This is a genomic window from Picosynechococcus sp. NKBG15041c (assembly GCF_055380235.1).
Genome location: NZ_AP040363.1, coordinates 309,378 through 324,086 on the forward strand (window position 1 = coordinate 309,378; position 14,709 = coordinate 324,086).

The 14,709-nt window shown below is 47.1% G+C and carries 16 protein-coding genes; 5 read left to right on the forward strand and 11 right to left on the reverse strand.

The window, feature by feature from the left end:
* Window positions 1-109: 109 nt before the first annotated feature.
* The 3 genes from ACZ45B_RS01500 to ACZ45B_RS01510 all read right to left on the reverse strand — a co-directional run bounded on the left by ACZ45B_RS01500 (window position 110) and on the right by ACZ45B_RS01510 (window position 2,806).
* Window positions 110-1,777 carry a DUF262 domain-containing protein gene (locus ACZ45B_RS01500; RefSeq protein ID WP_024546767.1) on the reverse strand — a complete coding sequence of 556 codons (1,668 nt, stop codon included), beginning with the start codon at window positions 1,775-1,777 and terminating at the stop codon, window positions 110-112.
* A 409-nt stretch (window positions 1,778-2,186) separates the two neighbouring features.
* Window positions 2,187-2,438 carry a PDDEXK family nuclease gene (locus tag ACZ45B_RS01505; protein ID WP_307680466.1) on the reverse strand — a complete coding sequence of 84 codons (252 nt, stop codon included), beginning with the start codon at window positions 2,436-2,438 and terminating at the stop codon, window positions 2,187-2,189.
* Between the two features lie 8 nt (window positions 2,439-2,446).
* The gene (locus tag ACZ45B_RS01510; RefSeq protein WP_255326088.1) at window positions 2,447-2,806 is read right to left on the reverse strand and encodes a Uma2 family endonuclease; all 360 of its coding nucleotides are present in this window, start codon (window positions 2,804-2,806) and stop codon (window positions 2,447-2,449) included.
* 154 nt (window positions 2,807-2,960) lie between these two features.
* Between ACZ45B_RS01510 and ileS the strand changes: the two genes are divergently transcribed.
* Window positions 2,961-5,852, forward strand: a complete 2,892-nt coding sequence (gene ileS, locus ACZ45B_RS01515) for an isoleucine--tRNA ligase (protein ID WP_024546768.1) — start codon at window positions 2,961-2,963, stop codon at window positions 5,850-5,852.
* 42 nt (window positions 5,853-5,894) lie between these two features.
* A complete protein-coding gene (locus tag ACZ45B_RS01520; RefSeq protein ID WP_024546769.1) occupies window positions 5,895-6,599 on the forward strand; it encodes a diacylglycerol/polyprenol kinase family protein in 705 nt (234 codons plus the stop codon).
* Here the strand turns inward: ACZ45B_RS01520 and ACZ45B_RS01525 are convergent.
* Together ACZ45B_RS01525 and psbB are read right to left on the reverse strand one after the other, a co-directional pair.
* A complete protein-coding gene (locus ACZ45B_RS01525) occupies window positions 6,596-6,904 on the reverse strand; it encodes a YkvA family protein (protein WP_024546770.1) in 309 nt (102 codons plus the stop codon). The genes ACZ45B_RS01520 and ACZ45B_RS01525 overlap by 4 nt on opposite strands.
* Before the next feature lie 219 nt (window positions 6,905-7,123).
* Entirely contained in the window at window positions 7,124-8,653 is a 1,530-nt protein-coding gene (gene psbB, locus ACZ45B_RS01530) for a photosystem II chlorophyll-binding protein CP47 (RefSeq protein ID WP_024546771.1), read from the reverse strand.
* Between the two features lie 24 nt (window positions 8,654-8,677).
* Here psbB and ACZ45B_RS01535 point away from each other — a divergent pair, with 24 nt between their 5' ends.
* Entirely contained in the window at window positions 8,678-8,923 is a 246-nt protein-coding gene (locus ACZ45B_RS01535) for a hypothetical protein (protein ID WP_464674902.1), read from the forward strand.
* A 105-nt stretch (window positions 8,924-9,028) separates the two neighbouring features.
* On the opposite strand, the gene ACZ45B_RS01540 is transcribed toward ACZ45B_RS01535, so the two are convergent.
* The 6 genes from ACZ45B_RS01540 to ACZ45B_RS01565 all read right to left on the reverse strand — a co-directional run bounded on the left by ACZ45B_RS01540 (window position 9,029) and on the right by ACZ45B_RS01565 (window position 12,207).
* On the reverse strand, window positions 9,029-9,352 hold the full coding sequence (locus ACZ45B_RS01540; RefSeq protein ID WP_236612510.1) for a hypothetical protein: 324 nt from the start codon (window positions 9,350-9,352) through the stop codon (window positions 9,029-9,031).
* A 172-nt stretch (window positions 9,353-9,524) separates the two neighbouring features.
* On the reverse strand, window positions 9,525-10,349 hold the full coding sequence (locus ACZ45B_RS01545) for an MBL fold metallo-hydrolase (protein WP_024546774.1): 825 nt from the start codon (window positions 10,347-10,349) through the stop codon (window positions 9,525-9,527).
* A 19-nt stretch (window positions 10,350-10,368) separates the two neighbouring features.
* Complete coding sequence (locus tag ACZ45B_RS01550) at window positions 10,369-10,986, reverse strand: anthranilate synthase component II (protein ID WP_024546775.1); 618 nt, start codon at window positions 10,984-10,986, stop codon at window positions 10,369-10,371.
* Between the two features lie 79 nt (window positions 10,987-11,065).
* Window positions 11,066-11,512 (reverse strand): diacylglycerol kinase family protein, encoded by a 447-nt coding sequence (locus ACZ45B_RS01555; RefSeq protein ID WP_024546776.1) that lies wholly within the window; start codon window positions 11,510-11,512, stop codon window positions 11,066-11,068.
* Between the two features lie 24 nt (window positions 11,513-11,536).
* The gene (ybeY, locus tag ACZ45B_RS01560; RefSeq protein WP_024546777.1) at window positions 11,537-12,016 is read right to left on the reverse strand and encodes an rRNA maturation RNase YbeY; all 480 of its coding nucleotides are present in this window, start codon (window positions 12,014-12,016) and stop codon (window positions 11,537-11,539) included.
* An 11-nt stretch (window positions 12,017-12,027) separates the two neighbouring features.
* Window positions 12,028-12,207, reverse strand: coding sequence for a DUF3285 domain-containing protein (locus ACZ45B_RS01565; RefSeq protein ID WP_024546778.1), 180 nt, complete (start codon window positions 12,205-12,207; stop codon window positions 12,028-12,030).
* Between the two features lie 394 nt (window positions 12,208-12,601).
* Here ACZ45B_RS01565 and ACZ45B_RS01570 point away from each other — a divergent pair, with 394 nt between their 5' ends.
* Entirely contained in the window at window positions 12,602-13,681 is a 1,080-nt protein-coding gene (locus tag ACZ45B_RS01570; protein ID WP_024546779.1) for a fatty acid desaturase, read from the forward strand.
* An 87-nt stretch (window positions 13,682-13,768) separates the two neighbouring features.
* Entirely contained in the window at window positions 13,769-14,701 is a 933-nt protein-coding gene (locus ACZ45B_RS01575) for an NAD-dependent epimerase/dehydratase family protein (RefSeq protein ID WP_024546780.1), read from the forward strand.
* Window positions 14,702-14,709: the final 8 nt, after the last annotated feature.

Genomic DNA, 14,709 nt, shown 5'->3' on the forward strand with positions numbered 1-14,709 from the left:
TCGAGAGATAACGGTCTGCGGTTTGTGCTGCCGAGCGATCAACCTTGAAGTAGGGCAAGAAGCCTCAACCAGTCAGCACAAACCGTTGTTATTGCACGAAGCTTTGAGTTCAATTATCAACTTCCTCTAATTGGTCAACGTCTTCGTAAACTTCTAATTGATCTATTTCTGACGTTTGTTCAATGATTTTCTTACTTAATTGTTTACTAATATTTAAGATTCGATTTTCATAAAATTTGCCGTAGTCATTTTCCCAAATTCCAAATTCTTCAATGCCGTCAATGAGATGTGATTTCATCGTATTCTCGATATGCGGATTTTCCTTTTGAAAAGTCTCCATGTACTCAGAAGGTGGTTTGGCACGGATTTTATGTTTGTTTAAAAATCCATCAACAATTGTAATGTTAGCTATGTGATTAACCTGCCATGGTTCCCATTGTGGTTGATTTTTTCTCATGTAGGATTTAGGAAAGAAATGGTGATAATTTTTTGAGGTGGCAATCTTCAGCCAACTATTATCAATATTGACATCTAAGTGGTTATCAAATGATTTTGGCTTGTTCATTGCAAAGAGACTTAAAATCGCCTTGATAAAAGAACGACCGGTTCCAAAGTAGCCGTTTTCATGAATAAATTTGGGAGTTGTATCAACACTCCATTCATATCTTGGTTGTTCGTGTTCGAGGATTTTGTCAATTTTGTCTATGTCTTGGGATAATTTACTTTCAACCGATGATGAATAACGAAAACCTAAAGAGACTCGCCAAAAGAAGTCTTCAAGCAATCTCAGTTTTTCACCGGCAGGATTAGATGGATGGTGATAAAAGAAGTAACCAAATGGAACAATTAACGCATTATAAGGCAAAAGGCGTGATACTGGAATTCCATAACTTCTGAAAAAATCAATAGCACTTTTTATACAGTTTGTAGCATCATCCCACATATCTATAAAGTCATTCTTATCTAATTTAAGAATCGTTTTTCGTTTACATTCCCGTGTTAGCAATAATGATATGAGCTGTAATACATTTGCAGAAGATATGGTGTCATATTTTGATGGTTCAAGATCACTTTTTAGCTCTTCAAATTTTTCATATAAGTCGAATTCTCTTTCGGGATCGTAAGTTTTGGCCACCATGATCTCAAAAAGAGTAAGATCCTTTCCACCAACATTTAATCTTGTGAAAACTTCAGTTGCAACATCAATTTCTGCTTCCTTTAGATTGATGCCTTTGAATTGATAGGAGTGTAGTATCTCTTTGTATTTGTCAAATTGATCATCATACTTTTCTGGGAAGTCATTAAAAAATCTCCTTCCCTGAGTCATTAGATCAGTTAGTTTTACGTATGTAAATGGCTCTTTGTTTGTTACATCTACTATGACTAAGCCATTCTCGTCGCCAGATTCCAAATCAATAAAAATCTTCGAAAAATCTTCATTTTTCCCATTATCTCTTTCAATTGTTTCACCACGTAATGCTGCAAATAGTGAAGTAATTCTCTGCTGTCCATCCAAGACATAGTTTACAAATTCACCATCTTTTGGTTCAGGAAGGTTGATGTTTCCAATATTCCGAATAGAACGTAGCCTTTCATTTGTTCGCCAATATATAAATGTACCAATTGGATACCCCTTGAGAATACTATCAATCAACTTTGCAGAAGCTTTGATGTCCCAAACAAATTGTCTTTGAAACTGTGGGATTTTTATTTGTCCTGTCTCTATTTCAGTAAGCAAGGTTGAGTACTTCTTGTCTCCGTTTTCAAGTACAGCCATCGTAAGATTTTATTTATTGGATATTGATTATTTAGAGTTCAATGACTAAGAGTTGTACCACAAGGTGCGGTATAATTACTTCACAATAAAGAAAATAATACCGCAAGTCTTTGTGGCATTAACGAAAGAGGATATAAACCTTAACGGTCTAATGTCGAACATGTTTGTGGTTTTTAACAATGTATAAACCCTTAGAATCACCTCTGCTCAATGAGGTGCATTGTGCGCTTCGATTTATGAGTCGTGCCACGGAAAAAAGCGATTTACATTAAATTCTGGACTTTATCTATTTTCATCAGAAAAAACATCCTCAGAAAATGGGAGTTGATGAAATTCATGCTTATGATTAGCCATTGAGCAATACATGAACATGTGGCGGCTTCTATCCAGAATATTACTCCCCATCCCCCTAAAGCGTCCTGGCCCACTCCCGAATAGCACGGCGGATCGCCCGGCGGCCTAGGTGCCGATTTTCTTCAATTAAGGCCATCATTTTCGTCACGGAAACTTGCGGTAGCGCTAAACTCGTTTCCGAAACGCGATATTTTCTTTGGTCGAGGAGATAGATGGTGATTTTTCCATCCTCATAGCTCCAAATTTCCGGTACCCCCAACCGCCCATAGACGGGAAATCGCTCAAGGGATCGGCTTGTCAGTTCAATTTCTAAGGCTAAATCGGGGGGCGGACTTTACTCAAGTCATAATCCAACTGGCCCCGGATGAGCGGCTCATGCTGGAAGTAAAAACAATTGTCCGGCTCTAGGCCCGCTTTTGCCGCTGGTTTACGCCAAGTCGTTGAGCCGAGACTTTCATAATCAATTTCCAGTTCATCGGCGAAATCTTTGATCGAGATACTAATCGCTTCTTTGTAAAACTCATGCCCTGACAGGGGCGTCATAATTTCCAAAGTTCCATCGCAGTAGGCCACACGACTAGAACGAGTTTCCCCTAGGTCGCGCAGGATATTCTCGAATTGTTCCCAGCTAATGTTACTCAGAAGGACTCGATCCGCCCGTTGTTTCGTCAGCATCACTTGATCTCCCCTTGCCGATCACCCTCCATTCTATTTAATGAATCCCAGGACGTTGGCGATCGCCTTTTTTCACCGAGATTCACGGGACAAGCCACAGCAAGTTAAAATCAGCCATAGCAAACATTTGTAAACATCAGCCACCACAGCCACCGTGACAGACGCAAAGAGCTACAAAGAAACCGTTAATCTGCCGCAGACTAAATTTGATATGCGGGCTAATGCCCCGAAAAAAGAACCAGAAATCCAGAAATTTTGGCAAGAAAATCGTATTTACGAAGATTTAGCGCAGAATAACCCCAAAGAGTCCTTTACCCTGCACGATGGCCCCCCCTATGCCAATGGCGACCTCCACATGGGCCATGCCCTCAACAAAGTTCTGAAGGACATCATCAACAAATACAAACTTCTCCAGGGCCACAAAACCCACTATGTCCCTGGTTGGGATTGTCATGGCTTACCGATTGAGTTAAAGGTGCTCCAGAGCCTTGATGCGGAAGTCCGACAGAATTTAACGCCCTTAAAACTCCGCTACAAAGCTCGCGATTTTGCCCTCAAGACCCAAAAAGCCCAAGCCGCCGGCTTTCAACGGTATGGTGTTTGGGGCGATTGGGAAAATCCTTACCTTACTCTCACCCCAGAATACGAAGCGGCCCAGATCGAAGTATTTGGGGAAATGGCCCTCAAAGGCTACATCTACCGCGGCTTGAAACCAGTTCATTGGAGTCCGAGTTCCCAAACAGCCCTCGCAGAGGCAGAACTCGAATACCCCGAAGGCCACACCTCCCAAAGTATCTACGTCTCTTTTCCGATTACGGATCTAAGCCCTGAAGCGAAAGCTATTTTAGGTGAATTTGCCGATAGTTTGGGCGTGGCGATCTGGACAACGACTCCTTGGACATTGCCCGGTAACTTAGCTGTGGCGATCAATCCTGCGTTGGAATATGCTGTCGTGGAAACCGATGGTAGCCTGTGTGCTCAGAAATATTTGGTAGTGGCCAAGGATCTGGCGGAAACCCTAACGGCAAAATTTGCGACGACTCTAACCCTCAAAATCGTCTTTAAGGGAGAAATTTTAGAGCATTGCACTTATCAACATCCCCTCTACGATCGCCAAAGTCCAGTGGTAGCTGGTGGTGACTACATCACGACGGAATCCGGGACAGGCCTAGTTCACACCGCCCCGGGCCATGGTCAAGAAGACTATATCACCGGCCAAAAATATGGCTTGCCAATTCTTTCGCCAGTGGATGCGGAAGGGACATTAACGGAGGAAGCGGGTGAATTTGCGGGTTTAAATGTTCTGAATGGGGCAAATGATGCCATTATCGCGGCTTTAGTAGAAAAACGAGCTCTTTTAAAACAGGAAGCCTACCAACATAAATATCCCTACGATTGGCGCACGAAAAAGCCGACTATTTTCCGGGCGACGGAGCAGTGGTTTGCCTCGGTGGAAGGGTTCCGCGATCAGGCCTTAAGTGCGATTAAAGATGTCCGCTGGATTCCCGCCCAAGGGGAAAATCGGATTACGGCGATGGTCGGCGATCGCAGTGACTGGTGTATTTCCCGGCAGCGCAACTGGGGGGTGCCGATTCCTGTTTTTTATGATGAAGAAACGGGCGAGGCCTTGTTAAACGAAACCACCATTAACCATGTGAAGGAAATCATTGCCCAGGAAGGCTCTGATGCTTGGTGGCAGCGTTCCGTAGAAGAACTTTTGCCGGAAGAATATCGCAATAATGGCCGCAGCTACCGCAAGGGCACCGATACCATGGATGTGTGGTTTGACTCTGGTTCCTCTTGGGCGGCGGTGGCGAAGCAGCGAGCTGGGATGAACTACCCCGTGGACATGTATTTAGAAGGATCTGACCAGCACCGGGGTTGGTTCCAGTCCAGTCTCTTGACCAGTGTGGCGGTAAATGGAGTGGCCCCCTATAAAACGGTACTGACCCATGGGTTTGTGCTGGATGAAAAAGGGTACAAAATGAGTAAGTCCCTGGGGAATGTGGTCGATCCAAACATCATTATCAACGGCGGCAAGAATCAGAAGGCAGAACCGCCCTACGGTGCCGACGTGCTGAGGTTATGGGTTTCTTCGGTGGATTATTCCTCGGATGTGCCCATTGGCCAAACCATCTTGAAGCAGTTGGCGGATGTCTACCGCAAAATTCGGAATACGGCCCGCTTCTTGCTGGGGAATATCCATGATTTTGACCCAGCAAAGGATGCAGTCGCCTATGCTGACCTGCCGGAACTAGACAAATATATTCTGCACCAGACCCACAACGTTTTCTCAGAAATTACCGAAGCGTTTGAGGAATTTCAATTCTTCAAATTTTTCCAAAAGGTGCAGAATTTCTGTGTGGTGGATCTCTCGAACTTCTACCTGGATATTGCCAAGGATCGTCTCTATATTTCCGATGTGAATGCGCCCCGGCGACGCAGCTGCCAAACAGTGATGGCAATTATTTTAGAAACCCTTGCCCAGGCGATCGCCCCGGTGCTCTGTCACATGGCAGAAGATATCTGGCAGAATCTGCCCTACCAAACTGCACACAAATCGGTGTTTAACGCGGGTTGGTATCAACTCGATCCCCAGTGGGCCGCTGATGCCGCCCTATTTCAACGCTGGGAAGAGCTACGTAAAATCCGCAATGGCGTCAACCTTGTGTTAGAAAAAGCCCGTACAGAAAAGCTCATTGGGGCATCTCTCGAAGCAAAAATTCTCATGCATGATGTGGACGGGATGTTGGGCACTTGGCTGACAGATTTAAATCCCACTGACAGTTTGAGTGATTCCCTCCGGGTCGATGAACTGCGTTATCTGCTCCTCGTGTCCCAGGTGGAATTTGTGACGGCGCCCCTCGACAGCCAGCAGTATCAAGATACGCTCGAATTGGCTGAGGGCAAGCTCCAAATCGCGGTCGTCAAAGCAGATGGTCATAAATGCGATCGCTGCTGGAATTATTCAACACAAGTGGGCACATTTACGGATGATCCCACCATTTGTGAACGGTGTAATGATGCCTTAGCGGGTAGATTCTAAGTTGTGCTTTAGGGGCGGGAGCAATCTCGCCCTTCGCTTTTTATGGACGTCAATCATCTCGTCGCCGAAATTTTTTCCCCGGCTCTCCGGATGCCCCTGGGGGCCGTGATTATTTATCTGGGAATCCTGTTGGCGATCGCCGAAGGCTTGAGCCGCAAAAATCACCTTAGTCCAGAACTGACCCGCAAAATCGTCCACATCGGCAGCGGGAATGTGCTGCTGCTGGCCTGGTGGTTCGCCATTCCCATGGAAATTGGCATCGCGGCCGCCTTTATCGCTGGGCTAATTGCCCTGAGTTCCTACTTTCTCCCCATCCTTCCCAGTGTTAATAGTGTGGGTCGCCAAAGTTTGGGTACGTTTTTCTATGCCCTTAGTATTGGTCTATTGATTTGGTGGTTTTGGTCGATCCAGCAGCCCGTGTTTGCGGTGCTAGGGATTCTAGTGATGGCCTGGGGTGATGGCCTCGCTGCGGTAATCGGGAGTCAGTTTGGCAAACATCCCTACGAAATTTTCGGCAATAAAAAAAGTCTTGAAGGGACCGCCACCATGTTTGGCGTTGCTTTTTTGATTTGCTGTTTATTATTTTTGAATTTTGATCTGTTGCTCTGGCAAAAATTGACGATCGCCCTCATCGTTGCCCTCTGTGCCACATCTTTTGAAAGCATTGCCCAGTTTGGCATCGATAACTTTCTTGTACCCGTCGGCAGCGGGGCGATCGCCTTTTTACTCATACAAACGTTGCACTAACGCTCATCGACAGAAACAGAGGGAATGTCCACCGTCGTTTTTGCTTTCCCCGGTGTCGATTCATCGGTGGATCTCTTTTGCGGCCGCTTTTGATAAAAATCCAGGGCCAGCTGGGACAGTTCCGCAATCAATAAACTCACAAGCATTAGATCATCGATCTGTCCGGCGATCGGCAAAAAATCCGGTATCACATCGATAGGGCTCACTAAATAAGCCAAGGTCGCCAGAATAATCCACCAACGATATTTCGGATTGCGCAGAGTATTACGATACCAATCGTAGAGAGCTTTTGGGGAAAGAGCCATAGCGATGTTGAGTTCCAAGTCTCGAACGGGATAGTACCCCCATTGTGCAAAATCTCAACCCGCAGCAACCAGTGTAGAAAACCGCCACTTGTCCCTCCCCCAGCTACAAAAAAAGAGGGGGACCTAATTGAGTCTTCCCTCTCCGGAATTATTTTGTTGAAGCGTTGAGAAAGCAGCTTTACAGCTGAACTAGCATCAACTATTTAGACAAACTGTAAATTAAGCCTTGTTGGTGCGAGTCGTTTTGTCACCAAGCTTCTGGAAATAGCCCCACTCAACCTGAGTTTCAGCCAATTCAGGGTCAACCCCAGCAAATACATCTCGGTACAGAGTCCGAGAGCCATGCCAGATGTGGCCAAAGAAGAACAAGAGCGCAAAAACAGCGTGACCAAAAGTGAACCAACCACGGGGGCTAGTGCGGAATACACCATCAGAACCCAAGGTTTCAGTGTCGAATTCAAACGACTCACCCAATTGAGCCCGACGAGCATACTTTCTTACCGTTGCAGCATCGCTGAAGGATTGACCATTCAACTCACCACCATAGAAAGAAACCGTGACACCAGTTTGCTCAATAGAGAACTTAGACTCAGAACGACGGAAAGGAATATCGGCCCGGATCACACCATCGGCATCAGTCATGACGACAGGGAAAGTCTCGAAGAAGTTAGGCATCCGACGAACGAAAAGCTCACGGCCCTCAGCATCTGTAAAGACTGGGTGACCAACCCAAGCTTGGGCGATACCATCCCCTTGCACCATCGGCCCTGTACGGAACAAACCACCTTTAGCGGGGCTGTTACCGACATAGTCGTAGAAAGCAAGTTTTTCAGGAATAGTGTTCCAGGCTTCTTCAGGGGTCGCACCCGCCGCAATTTCTGCATCCACACGGCGCTGAATTTCATTTTGGAAATACCCCTGATCCCACTGATAGCGGGTCGGGCCAAAAAGTTCGATGGGGGTGGTAGCGTTGCCATACCACATGGTACCGGCAACGATAAATGCAGCAAAGAAAACCGCAGCAATACTGCTGGAGAGAACCGTTTCAATGTTCCCCATCCGGAGCGCCTTGTATAAACGCTCAGGCGGACGAACACTGAGGTGGAATAGGCCAGCAATGATGCCAACAATCCCAGCTGCAATGTGGTGGGCAACGACGCCACCAGGGCTGAAGGGGTTAAACCCGCTGGGGCCCCAATCGGGTGCAACAGCTTGGACATGGCCTGTGATGCCGTAGGGATCAGAGACCCACATTCCTGGTCCCCAGACGCCACTCAGGTGGAAAGCGCCAAAGCCGAAACAAAGAAGACCAGAAAGGAATAGGTGAATCCCAAACATTTTGGGTAAGTCCAACGCGGGCTTACCAGTGCGGGAATCGACGAAAAGATCGAGGTCCCAATAAACCCAGTGCCAAACGGCAGCGAGGAATAATAGACCGGATAAAACAATATGTGCAGCGGCAACGCCTTCAAAAGACCAGAAACCAGGGTTGCTTCCGGCAGCGCCAGTGATGTCCCAGCCGTTCCAGGAACCTGTTACGCCCAACCGTGCCATGAACGGTAGTACGAACATGCCCTGCCGCCACATGGGGTTGAGGACGGGATCACTGGGATCAAATGTTGCTAGCTCATAGAGGGCCATTGAGCCAGCCCAACCTGCGACAAGCGCAGTGTGCATGAGGTGTACAGAAATCAGACGACCTGGGTCGTTAAGGACGACTGTATGTACGCGGTACCAAGGTAGTCCCATTGACTACTCTCCTCCTAAACAATCGTGTCTACTATGACCAAATATTTTCTCATTATTAACGAGGATTGGTCTGAACCGAGGAAAACAACCTTTAATCTTACTTTTGGGAAAGATTTTGGGTTGAAACGGCTTTTTGACGGCAATGTCTTTGTAGACTTTGATAAAAGTTTTCGTGGAAAAAATTCACAAAAGTTTACAAAGCATCCTCAAGAAAGTTGTTTTGTTATTGCTAGTTGTCCAAGGGACTTAAGCTTTTTTTCTTCTCTCTAAACTGCGATACAAGGGGCTTGTGCGGGGTTTAGGGGGAAGATTGTTTAAAGAAGTGTAACTATTGTTAGAGGGCTTGGCAAGCGTATTGCAGGAAATGTAATGGTTCTAAGGACTTGGGTCTGGATCTTTGTAGATGCTACTGGCTTGGTTGAGCTGGGCGATCGCCTCTTCGGGGCCCATAAGTCGTTTGATCATGACCTGGCCAATATTTTCGGTTTTGACAACTGCCGGGTCGGGGCTGACTTCTAGCATCAAGATGGGGTCTTCTACTTGGTAGAGCCAAAGGCGCTCTCCCTGGTTTTCCATGGCGATATTTGTGCGTTGAATTTGGGGAGGGCGACGCCAGGATAGGATATCCCAGAGGCCACCGGGCTCCCAAACTCGGCCAATATGCCAACCTTCGGTGAGAAAAAAATACTGCATAGACATGGGGAAAAGACAACGGGAGATTTTAATTTTTCCAGATAATAAACGGAATTGACTGTTTTCCTGGGCACTGAGGAGATCAAAGCTCAAAATCTATTTTTGGGAATGGATCAGTGCACAAAAAAATCCCCAAAAGCCTGGGGATCTACTGATAACGGGACATAGAGTACTCCCCCTAGGTACGCAAAACAGGGCGATCGCTTAGCACTTTAATTTCAGGCAGCGTCTGGGAGAGGGCGGCTCGGTTCACCTGAAAGCGATTAGAAGCAACATTGGTCACCCGCATCCCATCGCGATCAATGAGATCCAGGAATGTATTTAGGGGCTGGAGACCGCAGGTTTCATCCCCTGCACTGGTTTTATAGTGGGTGGGGATGATGATTTTTGGCTTTAGGACAGCCAACGCTTGGACGGCTTGGGCTGGGGTATAGCCTTTCGGGGGGATATTGTTAGGATCCGCATCGGTGCCACCGACAGGAATCATCAGGACATCTGGACTGCCACCAATCAAGATGAAATCGTCGATGTCTAGTTCTTGCCCAGCGCCTCCAAGGTGAAGGATGCTAATGCCCCCCTGCCGCCAACTCCAAGCGACATTGGGAGGAAAACGCCAGCTCCGATAGCGGTCGATGTTCGCATGGGCTAGGCGAATACCGTTGAAGGTAATGTTGTTGACGGGATACTGGCCTGGTTGAAATAAAGTCCGGCGATCGCGCGGGATATTTCCGGTGTAGCCCTCATCGAGCAATTGACTACTCAAAAGCACCAGGTCTGTGCTGGGGAACGTTGCCCGATAGCCAGCGGTGCAACTAATGGCCTGGAAAGGATTGATCAAGACTTTTGTCCCCGCACCACTAACGGTGAAGCAGGTGTGACCGAACCATTCGATATCCAGGCTCCCGGTTTGGGCCTGGGCGGTTCCCTTAGTGAGGAAAGAAAAGCCAGCGATCGCCCCGGCGGCACTGATCCCTGCGGTCTGAATAAACTGTCTACGTTTCATGGTGTGTTGTCAAAAGTCCTCACGAATTCTGGGTAAGCATTGGCACAGGTGCCAGGGAAACAAGAAAATTGCGCAAAAGTTGCTTCCCGGCGGTGGTCAAGATACTTTCAGGGTGGAACTGGACCCCTTGGATATGGGGGTAATCCCGGTGTTGTACGCCCATAATCGTACCGTCATCGACCCAAGCCGTAACCTCTAAACAATCAGGGCAACTGGTTTTATCAATGACGAGGCTATGGTATCGGGTCGCCGGGAAAGGATTTTCGAGCCCCGCAAAGACGCCTTGATTGGCGTGGTAAATGTCTGAAATTTTGCCATGCATCAATGTTTCTGCGCCGACGATCGCCCCCCCAAATACCTGACCAATACTTTGGTGTCCCAGACAAACGCCTAGGATTGGAAGTTCCTGACCCAACTGCTTAATCACATCGAGGGAAATGCCTGCATCTTCTGGCCGACCGGGGCCAGGGGAGATCACAATGCCATCGGGCTGTTTGGCACGGATTTCTGCCAGGCTGATTTTATCGTTGCGATACACTTCAATCTGTTTGGCAACGGGCAGCTCTTGGCCGAGTTCGCCGAGGTATTGGACGAGGTTATAGGTGAAGCTGTCATAGTTGTCGATGACAATAATCAAAGGGGTCACACTCCTTCCGGTAGTTGGGGAATTTCGCTCACGGGCTAGGGAAGCGGTCGGGTTTTCTGGGGAAAAATTTTTATAGGGGTAAGATAGCAGGCTCGAGGAACGCACGGAAGTGGGGAAAGGCAATCAAGCTGGCAATGGCCACGGAGGCGATCGCCCCAATAAGGACAGCAGCGGCGGCGCAGTCCTTCGCGATCTTCGCTAACTCGTGGTAAGTCTGCTGTACTGTCAGATCGACCACCGACTCTAGGGCTGTGTTGAGTAACTCTAAAACGAGTACCAAGGCCACCATCGCCGTCAGCAGTGCGGTTTCTAGATAAGTTAAAGACAGGAGCCAGCACATTGTCCAAACGAACAAGGCGATCGCCAGGTGAATCCGAAAATTTCGTTGGGTACGGGTGGCATAGGCAAGCCCCTGCCAAGCATACCGGAAACTGGCGAATAGATCGGGAGCGACTTTCCAAGCGAGCGATCGCCGGTCCCGCTCTGGGGGCGAGAGGAGTTTTTTTTGTTGTGTCATCTTGTCCCTCGTCAGATCACCCCATTATGGAATAAGTTGTACGTTTCGCAAGAGGACGCCCTGACGATTGAGCATTTGTAGCAGTTGATCTTCATCAGGATGGTCCCAGCCCAAAAGGTGCAATAGGCCATGGCTTACCAACCAACCCAGTTCTGTTTGTAAACTATGATTCTGCTCCTGGGCCTGTCGTTGGGCAGTATCTACCGAAACGATGATATCTCCTAAATAGAGCGCCTCTCCTGGGGGTAATGGACTCCCAAAATTATCCTCTAAAGCCGCAAAGGACAAAACATCCGTAGGCTGATCTTTTTGGCGATACTGATGGTTAAGGGCCTGAATTTCCCCATCATGGGTGAAGCGGAGGGTTAATTCATAGCCATCGGCAGGGGGTAACTCACCGGCTAATTCCCCTAACCACCGATTGAGGTGATTTTCCCAGGGGGCGATCGCCAACTCTGGTAAGTCTAAACCAGAGTTATTCTCAACAAAAATTTCGCAATCCATAGAATCAGCCCTTACCGGGTGAAATAGGCCAAGGTCACAAGCACCGTCAAGAGGCCCATGGTGGTCAAGAAGAAGTGCCAAAGGGACTTGCCCCCTTTGCGCACCATATTTCGCATGGCGAGCTTGACATAGGTCGGCTTAGGCTCGGTGGCTTCTGGGGTCTTTTCAGTAATTGTGCTAGGTTCGCTCATGGTTCTTGGGACGGGAGAATAAAAAAGCAGACAAATTCTCTCCTCAATGTAACAGTTTGTTGCAAAAAATGATTAAAGCCCTGAGAGGACCCAGGCGATCGCCACCAAATGTACGATCATCAAACCTGAGTAGCAACAAACAGGATCATGTCTTTGAGCTGACATATTTAGTTTTTTATTTATCACTGAATTTGCCATTCATAAATCAATCTGATGAAAGAGTTCTGTATTTTTTTTTGAGGTGGCGACAATCTACAAGGCAGTGACTACCCAAGTTTGTTAGGGTAAAAGCATCTGGCTGAAATATACATTAGAATCAGATCTTGCTTTTTTGGGATTAAAAAATCCCCAGGCTCCCGCAGCCTTGATGTTTCACCTAAAGCCCCATCTCTACATGGAAACTGTCATTAAAAAATCTGATTTCATCCTCCAGCCTTACATGAGAAGCAATAATCTAAAAGCGGCCTATCAAGTTTTAAATACCTTGATTCCCTACTTTTTGCTCTGGTATCTGGCCTTTTATACATCAAAAATTTCTCTGTTATTTTTGCCGCCGATTATTATTCTGATCGTTCTATTTTCGCTGCGGTGTTTCTCATTAATGCATGACTGTGGGCATAATTCTTTATTCACCTCTAAGCTTGCCAATCGAATTGTTGGCTTTGTTTTTGGGGCAATCAATGCAATGCCTCAATATTGGTGGGCTAGAGACCATGCCTATCATCACAAAACAAATGGAGATTGGGAAAGATATCGAGGAATTGGTGATTTTTTATCGACCCAAGAATACGAGCAGCTCAGTGAATCTGGTCAGAAATTATATCGCTACACCCGACATCCTTTCATGACTTTGGTAGGGGGATTTTTCTACCTGGCCTTTAAGCCAAGACTAATTTTATTGCTGGGAATTTTTGATTTTATGCGCCACTCGTTTAATTGTCTTCGACGAGATCCGAAGGTGACATTTGCGGACATAAAATCATCTCACAAGCCCAAATATTGGGGGACAGAAGCTGAGTTTTGGGATGTTTTTTTGAATAATATTGTTGTCATATCTAGCTGGGTTTTCTTTTCTAATCTCATGGGGGCTGGGTTCTTTCTTACTGTCTATGCTCTCGTGCTCATGCTTGCGGCGGCGGTCTTTATTGCTGTCTTTTTTGTACAGCATAATTTTGAAGATGCTTATGCCCATAAAACAGAGGGTTGGGATTATTTATTGGGGGCCGTTGAAGGCAGTAGCTATCTCAAGTTACCTGCGGTTTTGAACTGGTTTACGGCAGATATTGGCTACCATAGCATCCACCATTTGTCAGAAAAAATCCCTAATTATAATCTCCGTGCTTGTCATAAACAGAATTTGCATCTTCTCGGCAAGGTAAAAACCCTAGGGATTAAGGATATGCTCCATTGTTCTGGATTTATTCTCTGGGATGCTGCGGGCGATCGCCTCGTCTCCATCAAGGAGTATTCCTGATTGTTTAGGGTTGCACCTGGCTTGGGTGACCCTATCCGATAAACTAAAATGTTGATGCGATCGCCCTCTGGGAAACAGGAAACAACTATGCGAATTTTAATCATTGGTGGCACTCGCTTTATTGGGGTTTACTTAACCCAGGTTCTCCAAAAAGCGGGCCATGAAGTGGTACTTTTTAATCGCGGTAATCACCCGGCCCCTGCTGGGGTGGGACAGATTGTGGGCGATCGCCAAGACCCAGAGCAGCTAAAAACGAAGCTCGCCGGAGAAAGCTTCGATGTGGTTTTTGATAACAATGGGCGCGAACTTGCCCATACCAAACCCCTCGCTGAAATTTTTGCCGGGCAAATCAAGCATTTTGTGTATGTCAGTTCTGCGGGGGTCTATCTCCCCACTGACCAACCGCCCCACAAAGAAGCAGATCCGGTCGATCCCAACAGTCGCCACAGGGGTAAACACGAAACGGAAGCTTATTTAGCGACCAGCGGTTTGCCCTGGACTGCGATCCGCCCCACCTACATCTATGGCCCGAAAAATTACAATGATTTGGAAGCTTGGTTTTTTGATCGCATCGTGCGAGATCGCCCAATCCCGATTCCTGGTGATGGCAAGCTAATTACCCAATTTGGTCACGTCTACGATTTAGCCACAGCAATGGCCGCCGTGCTGGGTAACCCGAAAGCCGTCGGGCAAATTTACAATATTTCCGGCGATCGCTTTGTCACCTTTACGGGGTTGGCCAAAGCTTGTGCGATTGCTGCTGGCAAAAATCCTGATGATCTGGATTTGGTTTATTACAATCCGAAAAATTTTGACCTTGGTAAACGCAAAGCCTTCCCGATCCGAGGCCAGCATTTCATGGCCGACATCAACAAAGCCCTTAATGACCTCAATTGGCGGCCGAAATATGATTTGGTGAACGGTCTTCGGGATTCTTTCCAGAACGATTACCTTGCCACCGGACGGGATCAGGCAACGGTTGATTTCAGCCTAGATGACCAGATTTTAGAGAGTAATTAGAAATTGCC

Excerpts from the sequence above, each read along its gene's own strand:
- ACZ45B_RS01500 (WP_024546767.1), bottom strand. The coding sequence starts at position 1,777 with ATGGCTGTACTTGAAAACGGAGACAAGAAGTACTCAACCTTGCTTACT.
- ACZ45B_RS01510 (WP_255326088.1), bottom strand. The coding sequence starts at position 2,806 with ATGCTGACGAAACAACGGGCGGATCGAGTCCTTCTGAGTAACATTAGC.
- ACZ45B_RS01520 (WP_024546769.1), top strand. The coding sequence starts at position 5,895 with ATGGACGTCAATCATCTCGTCGCCGAAATTTTTTCCCCGGCTCTCCGG.
- ACZ45B_RS01525 (WP_024546770.1), bottom strand. The coding sequence starts at position 6,904 with ATGGCTCTTTCCCCAAAAGCTCTCTACGATTGGTATCGTAATACTCTG.
- psbB (WP_024546771.1), bottom strand. The coding sequence starts at position 8,653 with ATGGGACTACCTTGGTACCGCGTACATACAGTCGTCCTTAACGACCCA.
- ACZ45B_RS01540 (WP_236612510.1), bottom strand. The coding sequence starts at position 9,352 with ATGTCTATGCAGTATTTTTTTCTCACCGAAGGTTGGCATATTGGCCGA.
- ACZ45B_RS01545 (WP_024546774.1), bottom strand. The coding sequence starts at position 10,349 with ATGAAACGTAGACAGTTTATTCAGACCGCAGGGATCAGTGCCGCCGGG.
- ACZ45B_RS01555 (WP_024546776.1), bottom strand. The coding sequence starts at position 11,512 with ATGACACAACAAAAAAAACTCCTCTCGCCCCCAGAGCGGGACCGGCGA.
- ybeY (WP_024546777.1), bottom strand. The coding sequence starts at position 12,016 with ATGGATTGCGAAATTTTTGTTGAGAATAACTCTGGTTTAGACTTACCA.
- ACZ45B_RS01565 (WP_024546778.1), bottom strand. The coding sequence starts at position 12,207 with ATGAGCGAACCTAGCACAATTACTGAAAAGACCCCAGAAGCCACCGAG.
- ACZ45B_RS01570 (WP_024546779.1), top strand. The coding sequence starts at position 12,602 with ATGGAAACTGTCATTAAAAAATCTGATTTCATCCTCCAGCCTTACATG.
- ACZ45B_RS01575 (WP_024546780.1), top strand. The coding sequence starts at position 13,769 with ATGCGAATTTTAATCATTGGTGGCACTCGCTTTATTGGGGTTTACTTA.